The following is a 19223-nucleotide window of genomic DNA, read 5'->3' on the forward strand; positions in this document are numbered from 1 at the left end:
GAATTCATTAGGGATTGGAGAGGATAAAATGAGCAAGCGTAAACTTATATTATCGGTGTTGATTAATGGTGTGTTGTTATCGAGCCTATATGTGGCCGGAGCGGTGGATGTGGCACCGGGTAGCGGTAACGGTGTAGCCATCGGTACGGGTAGCAATGCACCAAAGGCGGAAAACGTAGCCATTGGTAAAGGGGCTACTATAGAGTATTCGGGTGGTGTCGGACAGCCGTCCACAGGTGATATTGTAATTGGTGGAAAGGCACATATTAATAATTATATTGATCAAGGTGGCGGCATTGCCATAGGTGCGAATTCATTCGTCGAAAATATGGTAGGCGGAATGGAAAGAGCGTTTGATTTTAATCAGGCTGGATACAAAAATCTTTTTGGTATACCTTTCGGGCTCCCAAAAAATCCTGAAAAGATGGTAACCGGAATGGCTATTGGTCAAAACACCTATGCTCGTTCTGGCAGTATTATGTTGGGGACCCATAATTATAAAGGAAAATTAGGTGATGTGGATGTAGATAGTTCTAATACCAAAAATAATAATGGACATTTATTTTCCACAACTATAGGAGCGAATAGTTATTCTAATGGTTTGTTTTCTTCTATTGTAGGGGCTTATTCGATTGCCTCTTCAGGTTATCCTACCACTACCGCTGATGCCACTAAGAATTTTGGTGCTACTATTACAGGGTCTTTAAATAGTATTGAATCGGCAAGTGCTAGCTCTCAATACTCTGGGGTTGCAAATAGTATCGTAGGCACTGCCAATCGAACCTTTAACTCCAATGGATCTCTCGTTTTTGGTGCTGGGAATGAAATAACGAATTCTGTAGCCGATATTTCAGCGCCAAGTTCGGGAGGTAATTCCGCTAAAGAACTAGCTGAGAAATTACGTTCTGCTGTCAAAAATTCTAATGGTGGCGGTTCTACTATGGCATTTGGTAGCGGTAATAAGGCGGATTATACATTTCGCTCCGCACTTATGGGTGTCAATAATACATTGACTGGCTCTAAAGGCAATGAAAGTACGAATACCATGTTGACGGGCTTTCACAATACGGCGGATAAGGTGTTTAATACGACCGTAATAGGGTCTGAAAATACGGTGACTAATTCTAAGAATAGTCTTGTAATGGGGGATAATCGTGAGGTGAAAGATGCCAATCATGCAGTTCTCATCGGTTCCACAGACAGCAAGACTACGACATCTGTTAATAATGCTGTCGCTGTCGGACATAATACGAATGTAACCGTAGAGGGTGGCGTTGCATTGGGCAGCGAATCGAAGGCTACTGTGGCGGCTGGATCTGTTGGGTATGATCCGAGCACAAAAGCACAGTCCACGAATACGGATTCTACGTGGAAGGCGACTAAATCGGCCGTATCTGTCGGTGATGCAAATAATAATATTACGCGTCAGATTACATCCGTAGCAGCCGGCACAAAGGATACGGATGCGGTGAATGTGGCACAGCTCAAAAAGTTGCAAAATCAAGTGAATGCGAACGGTTCCACTACCGTCAGTGCAGGTAAGCATATTAATGTGACAACTACGACGAACGGAACGACCAAAGATTATAAGGTAAGCCTATCTGACGATATAACGAACCAGATTACAAATAACACAACAAATATTAACAATATACAAGGTGATGTGACAAACATTAAACAGAATGTAACTAATATTCAGGGTGACATTACTAATATCAAGCAGGATGTAACCAATATGGGGCGGAATGTGGCTCGTCTCGATAAAAAGGTTAACAAATCTGTGGCCGGAGCGGCTGCACTTGCCGCCTTGCATCCATTGGATTTCGATCCTGATGCAAAATGGGACTTTGCTGCTGGGTATGGCCATTACCATGACGGTAATGCCGCTGCATTGGGGGCTTTCTACAGACCGAATGAGGACTTGCAATTTAGTGTAGGATCCACTGTCGGTAATGGCGAAACCGTTGTGAATGCCGGTATGTCTGTGAAAGTAGGTGCTCACAGTAATGTATCTCGTTCTCGTGTAGCCATCGGTAAGGAAGTTTTGGAACTTAAGAAAACTGTAGCGGTACAAAATGCGCAGATTCAAAAGTTGACTGCTCTTTTGAATGGATTGGCCGGAACGAATATGAAAGCAGACCGCAGCACATTATTCCCTGATGTGCCGAATAATCACTGGGCATATGCGGCGGTTAGCGATCTATCTCGACGTGGTCTTGTAGAAGGATATCCTGATGGTACATTCGGAGGAGATCGTATGTTGACCCGCTATGAATTTGCTCAAATTGTGTACCGAGCTATTCAAAACGGTGTTGCTGTCGATGATCGCCTCGTATCTGAATTTGGTCCTGAAATGGCGTTATTCCGTGTGGATACTATTGCCAAGAATCATGAAGGACAACCAACTATTGAACGTGTAAGGGTCAATAAAAAATAGAATACTTATATATATGATTTATATTATGAAAGCCGAGGCTCTAGGGCCTCGGCTTTTTCGTGTACCTGTAGGTGATAATTTTTCTGTATATAAAATTATCTTATCTATGAAAGTACTAAACTGAAAAGTCTAAAAATATGAAATTGATTACGTAATTACAATAATCGTTATATTCCGATATGTGGATTTATCGTAAATTTTGATAGGAAAGATGAAGATTTTATTTCTTAAAATTAAAAAGTATTAAAATAGAAATAAATAAATGACAAAAATGAAGAAAAGATGAAAAAGTTGTTTACAAGATAGAAATTTTTTGATATTGTATTGCCGTGGATGAGTATATGATGAAGAATCATGAATAATTATAGTATTCAGATCGTAATTTGGAATACTAATATTTGGTGTAAGAAGTGTAGATGATAATTAATCTTTATACTTCTTCTTTTTATTATCTTTGCAATATTATGCAACACAAGTGGTGTGTTTTACTGAGTTTTCGGTAAGAAAGGATAATCATGAATCGAATTTATAATGTTATTTGGAGTAAGACAAAAAAATGCTACGTTGTAGTATCTGAAATTGTAAAAACAGGTGGCGGTAAGGTGAAATCCGTACAAAACGGTACAACCTAGGCACGCATGAGTGCGATTATGGCGGTGGCTGCATTATTAATGGGTGGTAATATTACTACAGTTAATGCTGCTACATATACTGCTATGACGATTAATGATGTAAATGGCGCTGGTTATGCTACTGGTAATGTAGTTTATAGTGAAGGTAGTTATTTATACAATTATCAAAACCCTGGGAACCTGACACCATTTGATAACAGTCATTTGTACAATGGTACAGATAGAGGTAACTATACAGAAAATAGTTTTGCTGGCATTGCTATCGGTAAAAATACAAATATTCAGGAAGCTGGTAATCCAACTTATTATTCCGGTTTAGCTATCGGTAACTATGCTCAGGCCACAGGTGGTATTTCTTTTGCTTTAGGTCATTATGCTCAGGCTTTATCACCATCTGCTATGGCTCTTGGTACAGCTACAAAGGCGAGCGGATTTAACTCCTTGGCTATGATGCGTCAATCCGCTGCAGAAGGTGAGTTCTCCGCAGCATTAGGTACTGCATCTTGGGCAAAGGGTAATGGTAGTTTCGCCATGGGTTATTCTGCTACAGCAAAAGCGGATCAATCCATTGCAATCGGTGCAGCAGAAACTATAAAATTACCTGGTCAACAACATGGTACTCCTAGTGCACAATATAATGCCAATGGTAATACCGTAACAGAAGGTGTTCGTTCTCTTGCATTTGGTACAAAGGCGAGAACATCTACTGCTGCAGCTGATTCTATGGCATTCGGTTCCTCATCCAGTACTGGTGGCGCTAATGCGGTAGCTATGGGTTATAGTGCTAATGCTAGTGCAGAGAATGCCTTTGCTATCGGTAATACGGCGCAATCATCCGCACAAAATGCGGTAGCGATGGGTAAAAGTGCCAATGCAAGTGGTGTAAGCAGCTTTGCCATGGGTAGTAGCTCTAATGCTGCTGGTGCTGATGCTATCGCTATGGGTAGTTCTTCCCAAGCCAAATTATCGAACTCTATCGCATTAGGTGGTAATGCAAAATCCTTGGGTGCTGATGCGCTTGCACTTGGCGGTGCGGCTAATGCATCTAAAGATGGTGCCATTGCAATCGGTAAAGAAGCGAAAGCAAACAATACTAATACGACAGCTATCGGTCTTGGTGCTACTGTTACAGGTACTAACTCCATGGCTATCGGTACAAATGCCGTTGCAGAATCCAATAATTCCTTGGCATTGGGTACTGGTACGGAAGTAAGAGGTGCCTTGGTTAATGGTTACTCTGCTTTCACTAATCAACAAAACAACAATGTTGCAAACGGTGTAGTTGCGGTAGGTAACGTAGGTTCTGAACGCCGTATCATCAACGTAGCAGGTGGTGAAAACGATACTGACGCAACAAATGTAAAACAATTAAAATTTGTAAACAGTAATTTAGCAAAATCCATCGCAGGTCCTACATATACGGGCTATGAAGCGAATGGTTCCACATATAAAGCGCCTGATTTCAATATCAAGAACAGCACGTATCATACGGTAAAAGAGGCTGTTGAAGCGGCGCAAACGAATTTCTTCAGCGCTAAAGGTACATCTGCTGATGCGAACTACGATAATACAGGTGCTACAGGCAATAACGCGACAGCAGCCGGTGTACGTACTTCCGCAGCAGGTAATTTCGCGACAGCTGTCGGTGCTGATGCGACTGCAGCGAATGCGAACAGCACTGCAATCGGTTATAAAGCTAAATCCAGCGTAGATGACGGTGTTGCATTGGGTGCGAATTCCGTTGCTTCCGTTGCAGCAGGCAAAGCAGGCTATAATGTGAAAACTGCAGACAGCCGTACAAATGGATATAGCGGATTGACAGGCGCTGCGTTGACATCCACTATGGGTGCGGTGTCCGTAGGTGACGGTGGTACAAAAACTCGTCAAATCACAAACGTAGCTGCAGGTACTGCGGATACTGATGCTGTTAATGTGGCACAATTGCGCAATGTTAACTTGAAAGTAGCCGGCAACAGCGGTAACAATGACGTTTTATTGGACAACCAAACATTGACTGTAAAAGGCGATGGTTCTTATGTTACGACATCTGTTAACAACCAAACAATCGATGTAGCGTTGACTGATGCAACTAAGAATAAAATCGACAATGCGGCAAATAAAGACTTGTCCAATATTACTGACAATGGTAAATCCGTTATTCGTGATGAAGCGCAAAAAGCCGTAAAAGTTGTTGCTGGTAAAAACACAACGATTACAGAAGGTACTGATGGTACATATAAAACATATAAAGTTGACGTAGATGCTCCAGATTATCAATTGACTGAAAACAGCAGTGCTGCTGATAAAGCTTACACTGTATCTGGCAATAAAGTTGACTTGACTGTACAAGATGCTAAAAATCCTGCGAATAAGAAAACTGTAACGATCAAGGATATTGCATCCAAAACAGAACTTGATGATACAAAAACGGAGCTTATCAATAAAGGTTTGAAATTCGATGCTGATAATGGCGGCGAAAAAATAAATAAATTAGGCTCCAAGGTAACAGTATCTGGTGATGGCACTAACATCAACACTACAATTACACAAAGTGGCGACGATACAACAATTAAGGTTGCATTAGGTAAAGACATCAATGTTAATACGGTGACAGCTACTAAGACTGTAAAAGCTGGCACTGCTACTATGGGTAACCAATCTGTAACAGATAACAAAAGTGCTACTCAGAACGGTAACTTTGTATCCGGTTTGGACAATAAAAATTGGACATTAACTGATCCTGCCTATGTATCTGGCCGTGCGGCAACGGAAGATCAACTTAAGATTGTGAGCGATGCTGTGAAAGCAGCTAACGCGGCTAACGCAAGTTCTACGGACTATCGTTTAATCGCTAATCCAAACAATGCGGCAGACGGCTCTTATAAGGTTGAAAACAATCAAGTAGACTTGAAAGTAAAAGACGAAAAATCCAGTGACGTTAAAACTGTAACGATTAAGGATATTGCGTCTAAAACAGAACTTGATAAAGTAAAAGATCGTTCCGTGAAATATGATGGTGAAACTGACAAAGATACAGTAACATTAGAAGGCGCTAACGGTACAAAAATCACTAACTTGAAGGACGGTAATGTGGCACCGGGCTCCAAAGATGCTGTAAACGGTGGTCAATTACATCAAGTTAAGCAAAATCTTGGCGATCAAATTACGAATACCAAGAATGAGTTAAACAATAAGATTGATACAACTAAACAAGATCTTATCGACAAAGGTTTGAAATTCGACGCTAATACAGGCGGTGAAAAAACAAATAAATTGGGCTCCAAAGTAGCAGTTAAAGGGGATAACTCCAATATCATTACGGAAATCTCTCAAGACGCTAACGGCGACAGCACAATTGATGTGAAACTTGGTAAAGACCTTAATGTAGAGACAATTACTGCAACCGGTGCAAACGGCAAAGACGGTAAAATCGGCATCAACGGTAAAGACGGTGTAACAACTAACATTTCCGTTACTCGTGACGGTCAACCCGGTGTAGATGGTGCTCCTGGTACAACTACAACACGTATTACATACCAAAAACCTGATGGCTCTAACGAAGAAGTGGCAACCTTGAACGACGGCCTCAAATTCAAAGGCGACATGGGTGCTACATCCAATGTTAAGCTTAACAAACAAGTGGACATCAACGGTGGTGTAACAAGCGCTTCTGATCTTGCTACAGGCAATAATATCGGTGTTACTTCTGCGGCTGTTGGCGCTGATGGCAATGCAAAATTACAATTGCAATTGGCGAAAAACTTGACTGGCTTGCAATCCGTAACGGCATCCGACACTGTGAAAGCAGGCACTGCCACTGTAGGTAATCATACGGTAGCAGATAACAAAGGTGCTAACCAAACTGGTAACTTTGTAACAGGTTTAGATAATACATCTTGGAATATTGCAGATCCTGTATATGTACCAAACCGTGCGGCTACTGAAGAACAGTTGAAAACGGTTAGCGATGCTATTAATAAAGCTAATGCAAGTGCTACAGATTACCGCTTAATCGCTAATCCGAACAACGCGGTAGACGGTTCCTATAAAGTTGAAAACAATCAAGTAGACTTGAAGGTAAAAGACGAAAAATCTAAAGACGTTAAAACTGTAACGATTAAGGATATTGCGTCCAAAACTGAACTAGATAATGTAAAAGATCGTTCCGTAAAATATGACGGTAACACAGGCCATGACACAGTAACATTGGAAGGCCCTAACGGTACAAAAATTACTAACTTGAAAGATGGTAACGTAGCGGCTGGTTCTAAAGATGCTGTAAACGGCGGTCAATTACATGATGCTAAAAACGAACTTATTAATACAGGTCTTAAATTCGATGCCAATGTAGGCGGCGTACAAACTAACAAATTAGGCTCCACTGTTACAATTCAAGGTGAAGGTACTGCTGCTGACGCTGATTATAGCGGTGAAAACCTCAAAACTTTCATCAATCAAGATGCGGCAACAGGCAATACGACTATTGACGTGAAGATGAACAAAAACCTTAAAGCTGAATCTGTGAAGGTTGGCAAAAATGGTAAGGACGGCGTAGCTATTACAGGTCCTGACACAGCGAACGGTACAGATGGCAAGGTAGCTGTGACTGATAAAAACGGTAAAGAAGCAGTTTCTATTTCCGGTAAGGACGGCGTAGGCCACATTGGCTTGACAGGCCCTGCTGGAACGAACGGCGTGAATGGTACTAATGGTATCGACTTGTCCGTGAAACCTGGTTACGACGATCCTATGACAGGCGTTAAAGGCGAAAAAGGCGTTGATGGTACAAATGGTCTTACACGTATCGTTTACAAAGACGGCAATGGCGAACACCAAGTTGCGACTATGGAGGACGGTTTACAATTCACTGGTAACAACATTGGTACCGTGAATAAACAAAAATTGAACTCCTTGGTGAAAGTACAAGGTGAAGGCGTAACTGAAGCTGAATCCGCTGCATTCAAGAGCGCATCCGGCAACATCAACGTAAAAGCTGATGGCACTGACAAATTGGAACTTCAATTGGCGAAAGACCTTAAAAATCTTGATTCCGTAACGGCGGCTAAGACTGTGAAAGCAGGCGACGCTACTATGGGTAGTCAAACTGTTAACAACGCAGCTGGCGATAGCGAAACAGGCAATTATGTAACAGGCCTTGATAATAAAGATTGGGATGCAGATAAGATTGTATCCGGTCGTGCCGCAACAGAAGATCAATTGAAAAAAGCGTTGGATGCTCAAAGTGCTAACTCCACTGATTATCGTTTGATCAGAAATCAAGCGGCAGGCTCCAATGGAGACTACACTGTAGATGCAAACGGCGATGTAGCGTTGACTGTACAGGATAAGAATCATCCAGATAAAACAGAAACCGTTACCATCAAAGACGTTGCTTCTAAATCCAAACTTGATAAATTGAATGATCGCGCTGTTAAGTATGATTTGGACCCTGCTGGCAATCTTGACAAATCCAAGGTAACTTACGAAGGCCCTACATACAATAACAAACAAGGTGGGACTCACGTAACGAATGTAGCATATGCTACAGGCAACGATGGCAGCGAAGCGGTTAATGTGGACTACTTGAATGACAAAATCAAAGATAGTGCGGATGCATTGACTAATAAAGGTTTGAAATTCGATGCTAACCAAGGCGGCGAAAAAACTAACAAGCTTGGCTCCAAAGTGACTATTAAAGGTGAAGGCACTGCAGCTGACGATGATTACAGCGGTGAAAACCTTAAAACTTTCATCACACAAGATCCAGCATCTGGTGATACAACTATCAATGTGAAGATGAATAAAAACCTTAAAGCTGAATCCGTGAAGGTTGGCAAAGATGGTAAGGATGGCGTGTCCATTACAGGTCCTGACAACGGTACAGACGGCAAGGTAGCTGTTACTGGTAAGGATGGCAAAGAAGCTGTATCTATTTCTGGTAAAGACGGCGTAGGTCACATCGGACTCAACGGTAAAGACGGCCGTAGCGCTGATATTTCTGTTGAAAAAGGTGATCCGGACCTCAACGGTAACGAAATCACTCGTATTAAATACACTGATGAAAATGGTAAGACACATCAAGTGGCAACCAAGGATGATGGTATGGCATACGGTGGTGACTCCGGTAATGTGATTAAGAAAAAACTTAATGAACAATTGGACATTAAGGGCGGCGTAACAAACGAAGCTGATTTGACTGAAAACAATATTGGCGTTATCAGCAAAAATAATATCCTCAATGTTCGTTTGGCAAAAGACCTTAAAGACTTGAACTCCATTACTTTCAACAACGGAGCTAACGGTGCAAACGGTAAAACCGTTGTAAACGGCGCAGGCATGACTATCAATGATGCAGCTGGTAATCCGTTGACAGCTGTTACAAAAGACGGCGTGAAGATTACTGATGGTCCATCTATGACGAAGGACGGCATCGATGCAGCAGGCAAGAAGGTTACAAACGTTCAAGACGGTACGGTTGCCAAAGATAGCAAAGACGCTGTTAACGGCGGTCAATTGCATGATGCTGTTGAAAGCCTTAAAACTAAAGGCTTTGGCCTTGAAGCAGAAGACGGTCAATCCGTGAAGAAAGCTCTTGGTGAAACTGTTAAGGTTAAAGGTGATGACAAAAATATCAAAACATCCGTAGACGACGGTGCTGTTAAGGTAGAATTGAAAAAAGACATCACTGTAGATACTGTAACAACAGGCGATACTAAGATGGATACAAACGGCGTTACTATCAAGAACGGCGCTAATGAAGCGACTAAGTTGACGAAAGACGGCTTGCAAATCAATGATGGTGGCAACAAAGCTGTTACTATCAACAAAGATGGCTTAACAATCGAAAACGGTCCTAAGGTAACAAAAGACGGTATCGATGCGGCTGATAAGAAGATCACTAATGTGGCTGATGGCACTATTGGCGCTGGTAGCAAGGACGCTGTAAACGGCGGTCAATTGCATACAGCTATCGAAGACATCAAATCCACAGGCTTTGGCCTTAAAGCGGAAGACGGTCAATCCGTGAAGAAACCTCTGGGCGAAACAATCGACTTGAAAGGTGACGGCAACATTAAGACTTCCGTAGACAACGGCGCTATCAAGATGGCATTAAATGATAAGATCACTCTTGGTCAAGATCCAGCAAAACAAGTTAATATCGACGGTTCTGCAGGTACAATTACAGCTGGCAACGGCGGTAATCAAGTTAAGATTGACGGCAATGACGGTTCCGTAACGGCAAATACTGTGAAAGCTGGCGATGTAGTTGTAGGCAAGCAAACTTCTGACGGTAAAGAAGGCAACTTCGTAACAGGCTTGGATAACAAAACTTGGGATCCTGAAAACCCAGTAGCAGTTCCTGGTCGTGCCGCAACAGAAGACCAATTGAAAGCTGTTAATGATGACTTCAATAACAAAGCAAGAACAGGCCGTGTATTCCAAGGTGATCAACCTGGCGATAGCGGTAAAGTGGTTCGTGGATTGGGAGATACTATGAACCTTACTGGTGGTGCTGATGTGAACCGTTTGGCAGACAACAATATTGGTGTTGTGAAAAATGCTGCTGGTGATGGCTATAACATCAAGTTGGCTAAAGACTTGAAAGGTCTTGAGTCCGTAACTACTACAGATGCTGCTGGTAATACGACTGTTATGAACGGTGGCGGTGTGACAATTACACCTGCTCAAGGTAATGCAGTAAGCCTTACTAAAGACGGCCTTAACAACGGCGGTAATAGAATTACTAATGTAGGCCCTGGCGTAGATGGTACTGATGCGGTTAACGTAAATCAATTGAGCAGTGCTATGCGTAGCGTAGATGGTAAGATCGCTGATGTAGGTGCTACTAGTGCAGCTATTTCCGGCCTTAAACCATTACAATATGATCCATTGGAACCAACTCAAGTATTGGCTGCTGTAGGTCACTACAAAGGCAGCACAGCTGCTGCTGTGGGCGTAGCGCACTATACTAATGAATCTACAATGTTCCATATGGGCGTATCTCTCGGCGGTCATGACAACATGATTAATGCGGGCGTATCCTACAAATTTGGTACATCCGATGCTAAGAAAGCAGTTCCAGCTCGTTATAAAGCAGGCCCTATCAGCTCTGCATATGTATTGCAAGATGAAGTAACTGCGTTGAAAGCTGAAAATGAACGCATGAAACAACATGACTTAGAGTTAACTGCTAAATACGATCAAGTACAACGCGATAATGAAGAAATGAAAGCTCAAATCGCATTGTTGATGCAACAAGTAGGACTTTCTAAATAGAAAGAATTCTTAGTCTTGTTATGTAAGGAATATGAAAGCCGCCCTTTTTGGGGCGGCTCATCATAAGGAGGAAGTATGAAATTCAAAACATTTATGCCTGTATTGGCACTTGCTTGTGTATGCGCGGTAGGTCAAGCGGATGCGGCTCAAGATCGATTGATGATGCCGGAACAACCGACTGAACCATTGAATGTGCTTGAAACAGAAGTGGCCCTTTCCGTACCTAGCGAAGAAGTTCGCGACGTAGTGAATGCTTTCACACAATTCCAATTGGACCAAAAGGGCAAACGTATCATGGACGATTCCCGCGTTATGACCGGTCAAGAGCGTTACCGTAACAATGTGTTGTACTACATGAACGTTCGTCGCAGCTGGTACATCGTGAGCCATCGTTATAAAAACGACAGTTATGCGCGCTTGGCTTTAGACCGCTTGTACAACGATTACAAGCAGTTCTTTACGGACCATGCGACGGTGTCTGAAGACGCTAAATTGGACTATGCGCAACAAATCATCGATATCTTGGATCGCAATACAGCCAATGTACATGATGATGAATTGCGTTTCTACATGAACGAAATGGTTATCTTCAGCTTGAACGAAGCCATGAAAGACGGTAATAATCGCGTGAAACCTGTGGATGAAAAAATGGGTCCTACGGTGGATGAACTTCCTACAGTAGACCTTCGCAAAGCGATTAATGCACCTACAATTCAATAAAATTTAGACTATATCATATGATGAAAGCCGAGGCACAAACTGCCTCGGCTTTTTTATACATAGACTAAATCTTTCATATGTGAATATGTAAATTTAATTCCATAAATATATAGAAAAGATGAAGAATTTCTATCTTATTTTTTAAATCTATTAAATAAACTATAAAAATGAATGAAACATGAAAAAGTTGTTTACAATATTGAATATTTTTGATATAGTAGTCGCTAGAGTGAGTATCTTATAGGAAAAGATATACGTAATAGTACTTAAACTATAGTATTGAGTACTATTGTTTTATGTTAGAAGTGTAGATGATTTTTTATATCTATTACTTCTTCTTTTATTTTACTTTTTTATATGAGGCTATAAACATAATGCGTAACCGGCAAGTCTGGTAGTTCGGTGAGAAAGGAATAACATGAATCGAATTTATAATGTAATTTGGAGTAAAGCTAAAAATTGCTACGTTGTAGTATCTGAGTTAGTTAAGAGCGGTGGCGGTAAAGCTAGTGTGAATTCTGCAAGAACGAGCATTACTTTTCGTGCGGCTTTATGCGCGTTTGCTATTACGGGTTGTTTAGTATCGGGAATTGCAGAAGCAAATGTAATACAAGGCCCTGGCGCTGCTGCTACTGGTAGCAATAGCGTGGCAGTCGGAGATAATGCAAAATCCGCAGGTGCTAAGTCTGTGGCGATAGGTAATGACGCGGCTACATTAGCAACAAGTGAAAATGGTATTGCCATCGGTAATGGTGCGAAGGCTGAAGGTCAACAACGAGTGAAGGTTCCATATCCTGCGGGTACTATTGCTATCGGTCAAGGGTCTGTGGCAAAGGAAAATGGCGATATTGTAATAGGTCGTCAAGCGAAGAGCACGATTTCCAAGTATCATCAACAACCTGGATCCGGTGCAGTTGTAATGGGTGCAGAAGCCGCTTCTTACGGTTCTCGTGGTGACGTGGTTATCGGTGCTGCAGCGGAAGCTAATATAATTAGAAAGAATGCTACTGTTGATGGTGACGGACAGCTGTTTTCACAATCTGTAGCTATCGGTAGCGTAGCGAAGGTATATGGCACACAATCTGTGGCTATCGGTGGTGATGTAAGATCTATTGGACAGTCTTCTATCGCTATCGGCGGTGATGATATCGATCAGGCAAAGCCTGATTTATATAAGGCTATTCCTGATTTATCGGTGCCAGGTACGCAAAAAAACTTTAACCGTGAAGTGGCTGCATTATATCCAAGTGGATTGGGCACAGCAGGTCTTAATGATAGTAAGAACTATGTAAATACTGCTTCTATCGGAAATGCAAGCCTTGCTATTGGTATGATGACACAGTCTTTAGGCACGGGTTCTAATGCTATCGGTGCTAACTCCTTGTCAAAAGGTGTGGCTAGTTCCGCTATTGGTGCTATGGCTCGTAGCTGGGGGAATAACTCTCTTGCTATCGGTAGCCAAGCCGGTGCGTATGGTGAGAAATCCACATCCCTCGGCGATGCGAATATAGTAGGCTTTGATATGACGAATGCCACTCTATCTGGTTCTGCTGCAGGTGCTCTAGGTAGAGGCAATAAGGTGTATGGTAATAATGCATACGCTATCGGTAGTGAAAATACAGTAGGGACGGCTACTGTTACTGAAACTACAGAGTCTAATGGCGATAAAATTAAAAAGGTTACTGCTGGTACAGTTAAAGGTAATACAGCTGGTGCGTTCGGTTATAAGAATACCATTACAACAGATAATTCCTATGTAGTAGGTAGTAACTCGACTATTTCCGCAGATAATGGCATGGTTTTAGGTAACAGTGCTACTGTAACAGGGGCTAACGGTTTAGCTCTTGGTAATAATACAAAAGTAGCCAATGACAATGCCGTAGCCATCGGTAATGGCTCTGAAACAGCAGCGGCTGTGGCTACTCCTTCTGCCACAATCAATGGGGTAACTCATAACTTTGCAGGCACAAACCCTGCTTCCACAGTAAGCGTAGGTAAGGCAGGTATGGAACGGACTGTTACTAATGTAGCGGCCGGTCGTATTTCTGCTACATCCACTGATGCTATCAATGGTAGCCAATTGTTTGCAGTTAAAACGGAAGTAGAAAAAGGCGTATCCTATGCAGGCGATGTAAAAGCTGTGGCAGCTGCAGATAATAAATTCACGCGTAAACTAGGCGAACAAACTAATGTTGTGGGAGGTGTAACCGATGCAACTAAATTGACAGATAACAATATCGGTGTTGTTTCCAATGGCACTGATACGCTAAATATTAAATTGGCTAAAACATTGACTGGTTTGGACAGCGTTACAGCTGGCGGCACTACTATCAATAACGGCGGTTTGACCGTAGATGGTAAAAACTATGTATCTCCAAACGGTATCAATGCGAACAACCAAAAGATTATCAATGTAGCTGATGGTACTAACTCTAATGATGCGGTTAACTATGGTCAATTACAAAATGTGATTAACTCTATCGATAAAGCGCCTACTGTGAAAGCAAAAGATGCAAATGTAACTGTAACAGAAGGTACAAATGCAGCAGGTGGTAAGGAATATATTGTTGGATTAGGTAATACAATCAATGTTGGTACTGCACATCCTGTAACTGTAGATGGTAATGCAGGCCATGTTACAGGCCTTCAAAATACAGATTGGAATGTAGGCAATCCTGTTGCTGTTCCTGGTCGCGCGGCTACAGAGGATCAGTTGAAAAAGGTTAACGATACAGTTAATACCAATAAGGATCAAATCGATAAAAATAAACAAGCTATCGCAGATAACAAACAAAATATCACAACAAATGCCGGTAATATTGCTAATAATACGCAAAATATTGCAAAGAACGCTGGCGATATTGTTACTATCAATAAAACTATTGAAAAAGGTTTGAACTTTGACGGTGACTCCGGTGCAACAATCAATAAGAAATTGGGTGATACTGTTGCCGTTAAAGGCGGTGCTACAGGCACATTGTCTGATAACAATATCGGTGTTGTATCCGATGGTACGGGCACATTGAATGTGAAATTGGCTAAAACATTGACTGGTTTGGATAGCGTCACAGCTGGTGATACTACCATCAATAACGGCGGTTTGACCGTAGGTGGTAAGAATTATGTATCTCCAAATGGTATCAATGCAAACGACCAAAAGGTAACGAATGTTGCTAACGGCGACGTGGCTCCGAACTCCAAAGATGCAGTTAACGGTGGTCAATTACATCAAGTTAAGCAAGATCTTGGTGACCATATTACGAATGCCAAGAATGATTTAAATAATAAAATTGATAATACTAAAACTGACCTTATCAATAAAGGCCTTCGTTTTAACGCGGATAATGACGATGAAAAAACGAATAAATTAGGCTCTAAAGTAACTGTAAACGGCGATGATAACATCACTACAGAAATTACTCAAACTGGTGATGATACTAAGATTGCTCTTAAATTAAAGAAAGACCTTAATGTTAGATCTGTTACGGCTACGGACACTGTGAAAGCAGGGGACGTAACAATGGGTAAACAAGCTGATGGTGCGAATCCTGGTAATACAGGCAACTATATTACGGGTCTTGATAATAAGACTTGGGATCCAGGTAATGTTGTATCTGGTCGTGCCGCAACAGAAGACCAATTGAAACAAGCTTTGGCAAATCAAACTGCAACAGGTCTTAAATTTGATGCCAATGTAGGCGATGTACAAACTAGTAAATTAGGTTCTACAGTAATCGTACAAGGCGAAGGTAAAGCTGCTGATAGCGATTATAGCGGTGAAAATATTAAGACTTTCATCAAACAAGATGCAGCAACAGGCAACACGACCATTGACGTGAAGATGAGCAAAAATCTTAAAGCTGAATCTGTAAAAGTTGGCAAAGGTGATAATAAGGATGGTGTATCTATCACAGGTCCAGATGGTGCGAACGGCACAGATGGCAAGGTAGGCATTACTGGTAAAGACGGTAAAGAAGCTGTATCCATGTCCGGCAAAGACGGTGTAGGTCACATCGGTCTTAATGGTAAGGACGGCCGTAGTGCGGATATTACTGCTGAAAAAGGCGACCCTGATATCGAAGGTAACGAAATCACGCGTATTAAATACCAAGACGAAAATGGCAAAACTCACCAAGTGGCAACCAAAGACGATGGTATGAAATACGGTGGCGATAGCGGTGCCGTGATCAACAAAAAGCTTAATGAGCAAGTAAACGTAATCGGTGGCATTACTGATGCTAGCAAGTTGACTACTGAAGACAATTTAGGTGTCGTATCCGATGGTAGCAATAACCTCAAGGTTCGTATGGCAAAAGACTTAAAAGGTCTTGAGACAGTAACAACTAAAGATGCTGCAGGCAACACTACAGTTGTAAATGGCGGCGGCATGAAAATTACACCTGCTAGCGGTAACCCTGTGAGTCTAACTAAAGATGGTTTGGATAATGGTGGTAACAAGATTACGAATGTAGCTGCTGGTACAGCTCCAACTGATGTAGTCAATAAATCTCAATTGGATCAAGCTGCAGCTGCTGCGACTACGACGGTAACAGCGGGCGATAATATTAAGGTTACGCCAAGTGACAATCCGAATGGTTCCAAAAACTATGAAGTAAGTCTTAAAGACCAAGTAACATTGGGCTCCGATCCGAAGAAACAAATCGCTATCGATGGCAATGCAGGTACAATCAAAGCTGGCGACAAGGTTGAAATCGACGGCGATAAAGGGACTATTAACGTTGGTAAAGATGGTCAAGATGGCGTATCCATCACAGGCCCAGATGCGGCGAACGGCACAGATGGCAAGGTAGGCATTACTGGTAAAGACGGTAAAGAAGCTGTATCCATGTCCGGCAAAGACGGTGTAGGTCACATCGGTCTTAATGGTAAGGACGGCCGTAGTGCGGATATTACTGCTGAAAAAGGCGACCCTGATATCGAAGGCAACGAAATCACGCGTATTAAATACCAAGACGAAAATGGTAAAACACACCAAGTGGCAACCAAAGACGATGGTATGAAATACGGTGGCGATAGCGGTGCCGTAATCAACAAAAAGCTTAACGAACAAGTAAACGTTATCGGCGGTATTACTGATGCTAGTAAGTTGACTACAGAAGATAATTTAGGTGTTGTATCCGACGGTACTGGCAACCTCAAGGTTCGTATGGCTAAAGACTTGAAAGGTCTTGAAACAGTAACCACTAAGGACGCTGCGGGCAACACCACAGTTGTGAACGGTGGCGGTGTAACAATTACACCTGCTAGCGGTAATGCAGTAAGCCTTACTAAAGATGGCCTTAACAACGGTGGTAATACAATTACCAATGTTGCGGCTGGTGTAAACGGCACTGATGCGGTTAACGTAAATCAATTAAAAGGTGCAACAGATAAGATGGCGAATGCAATTAATGCTGTAGCGGGTGAAACACAACGTGTAGGCGCACATGCAGCGGCTATGGCTGCGTTGAAACCAATTCAATACGATCCATTGGAGCCAACTCAAGTAATGGCTGGTGTTGGTAATTACCGAGGTGAAACTGCGGCGGCGTTAGGTGTTGCACATTACTCTGCAGAAGATACTATGTTCCATTTGGGCGTATCTGTTGGTGGTCATCATAATATGGTGAATGCTGGTGTAACTCACAAATTCGGTAACTCCGATGCGAAGAAAGCGATTCCAGAACGTTATAAAGGTGGCCCTATCAGCTCTGTTTATGTGTTGCAAGATGAAGTAACAGCATTGAAAGCTGAAAATGCACGCATGCAAGAAAGCCTTAACGAATTGTCTTCAGTGAAGGCTGATAATGCACGCATGCAACAACGTATTGATGAATTATCCTCTGTGAAGGAAGATAATGAACAAATGAAGGCTCAAATTGCATTGTTGATGCAACAAGCAGGGCTTACAAAGTAAATTTGACTTGATTAAATGGGTTATTTAGTATACTCTAGTCATGTAAGAATCATGTAAGGAATATGAAAGCCGCCCTTCGGGGGGCGGCTCGTCATTAGGAGGATTTATGAAATTCAAAACATTTATGCCTGTATTGGCACTTGCTTGTGTATGCGCGGTAGGTCAAGCGGATGCGGCTCAAGATCGATTGATGATGCCAGAACAACCGGCTGAACCATTAAACGTAATTGAAGCGGAAGTAGCTGTTCCTGTACCTAGCGAAGAAGTTCGCGACGTTGTTAATGCTTTCACACAATTCCAATTGGACCAAAAGGGCAAACGTATCATGGATGATTCCCGCGTTATGACTGGTCAAGAGCGTTACCGTAACAATGTGTTGTACTACATGAACGTTCGCCGCAGCTGGTACATCGTGAGCCATCGTTATAAAAATGATAGCTATGGTCGTTTGGCGTTAGATCGTTTGTATAATGATTACAAACAGTTCTTTACAGAACATGCGACTGTATCTGAAGACGCTAAATTAGACTATGCGCAACAAATCATCGATATCTTGGATCGCAATACAGCCAATGTACATGATGATGAATTGCGTTTCTACATGAACGAAATGGTGATCTTCAGCTTGAATGAAGCTATGAAAGACGGCAATAATCGCGTGAAACCTGTGGATGAAAAAGCAGCTCCTGCGATGGACGAACTTCACACAGTGGATCTTCGTAAAGCGATTAATGCACCAACAATTCAATAATTTTAGATTATCCAATTATAAGAATTAAGTGTTGTTGTGTTGTATTGTATTTCTTATAATTGTATGACCGATAAAAAATATCGGGGTGTTGTTTGTATTAACAATACCCCGATATTTTTATGCATATAATTTTGCAATCAATGTGATTCGCTGACCTTGAATCACCTTATATGTAATTTTTTTTACGATGGCCGTAAAGTTGTGATGCAGAAATTGTAACTGATCGTTAGGTTGAACGTCCGCATCATATGTGAATACGCCTTCTTCCCCATTAAAGCGACCTTTGATTGTGAAAGTTTGATTATCTCGTGTAACTACGATATCTTCTTCGGTAACCGTATTTGGTTTATCTATATTTTGTTGTAAGATATTGAGTTCTGACATAGATTTCTTCCTCCTTTCTGCTTTCAGTATAACAATAAAAATTAAAAAACACATGGAGTAATCGTATAAATTGTTTTTATACACATATGCTCTATTTCTATAAAG

7 protein-coding genes are annotated in these 19223 nt (G+C 41.8%); 6 read left to right on the forward strand and 1 reads right to left on the reverse strand.

The annotated features are described in order from the left end of the window. The first annotated feature begins 28 nt into the window (after nucleotides 1–28). The 6 genes from PK1910_RS08105 (at nucleotide 29) to PK1910_RS08130 (ending at nucleotide 18734) form a co-directional block, all read left to right on the forward strand. A complete protein-coding gene (locus PK1910_RS08105) occupies nucleotides 29–2437 on the forward strand; it encodes an S-layer homology domain-containing protein (RefSeq protein ID WP_058948376.1) in 2409 nt (802 codons plus the stop codon). Between the two features lie 515 nt (nucleotides 2438–2952). Further along, nucleotides 2953–3069: an ESPR domain-containing protein gene (locus PK1910_RS08110; protein ID WP_331298594.1), complete on the forward strand. Its 117-nt coding sequence runs from the start codon at nucleotides 2953–2955 to the stop codon at nucleotides 3067–3069. Between the two features lie 6 nt (nucleotides 3070–3075). Continuing rightward, nucleotides 3076–11346 carry a YadA-like family protein gene (locus PK1910_RS08115; protein ID WP_331298596.1) on the forward strand — a complete coding sequence of 2757 codons (8271 nt, stop codon included), beginning with the start codon at nucleotides 3076–3078 and terminating at the stop codon, nucleotides 11344–11346. A 75-nt stretch (nucleotides 11347–11421) separates the two neighbouring features. Further along, on the forward strand, nucleotides 11422–12066 hold the full coding sequence (locus PK1910_RS08120) for a hypothetical protein (RefSeq protein WP_004692905.1): 645 nt from the start codon (nucleotides 11422–11424) through the stop codon (nucleotides 12064–12066). A 418-nt stretch (nucleotides 12067–12484) separates the two neighbouring features. After that, nucleotides 12485–17983 carry an ESPR-type extended signal peptide-containing protein gene (locus PK1910_RS08125; protein WP_058948377.1) on the forward strand — a complete coding sequence of 1833 codons (5499 nt, stop codon included), beginning with the start codon at nucleotides 12485–12487 and terminating at the stop codon, nucleotides 17981–17983. A 106-nt stretch (nucleotides 17984–18089) separates the two neighbouring features. Then, nucleotides 18090–18734 carry a hypothetical protein gene (locus PK1910_RS08130; RefSeq protein WP_004692902.1) on the forward strand — a complete coding sequence of 215 codons (645 nt, stop codon included), beginning with the start codon at nucleotides 18090–18092 and terminating at the stop codon, nucleotides 18732–18734. A gap of 117 nt (nucleotides 18735–18851) precedes the next feature. Here the strand turns inward: PK1910_RS08130 and PK1910_RS10330 are convergent, their stop codons facing one another. Then, the gene (locus tag PK1910_RS10330) at nucleotides 18852–19118 is read right to left on the reverse strand and encodes a hypothetical protein (protein ID WP_004692901.1); all 267 of its coding nucleotides are present in this window, start codon (nucleotides 19116–19118) and stop codon (nucleotides 18852–18854) included. Between the last annotated feature and the right edge of the window lie 105 nt (nucleotides 19119–19223).

Source organism: Veillonella parvula, from assembly GCF_036456085.1.
GTDB classification, from domain to species: domain Bacteria; phylum Bacillota; class Negativicutes; order Veillonellales; family Veillonellaceae; genus Veillonella; species Veillonella parvula_E.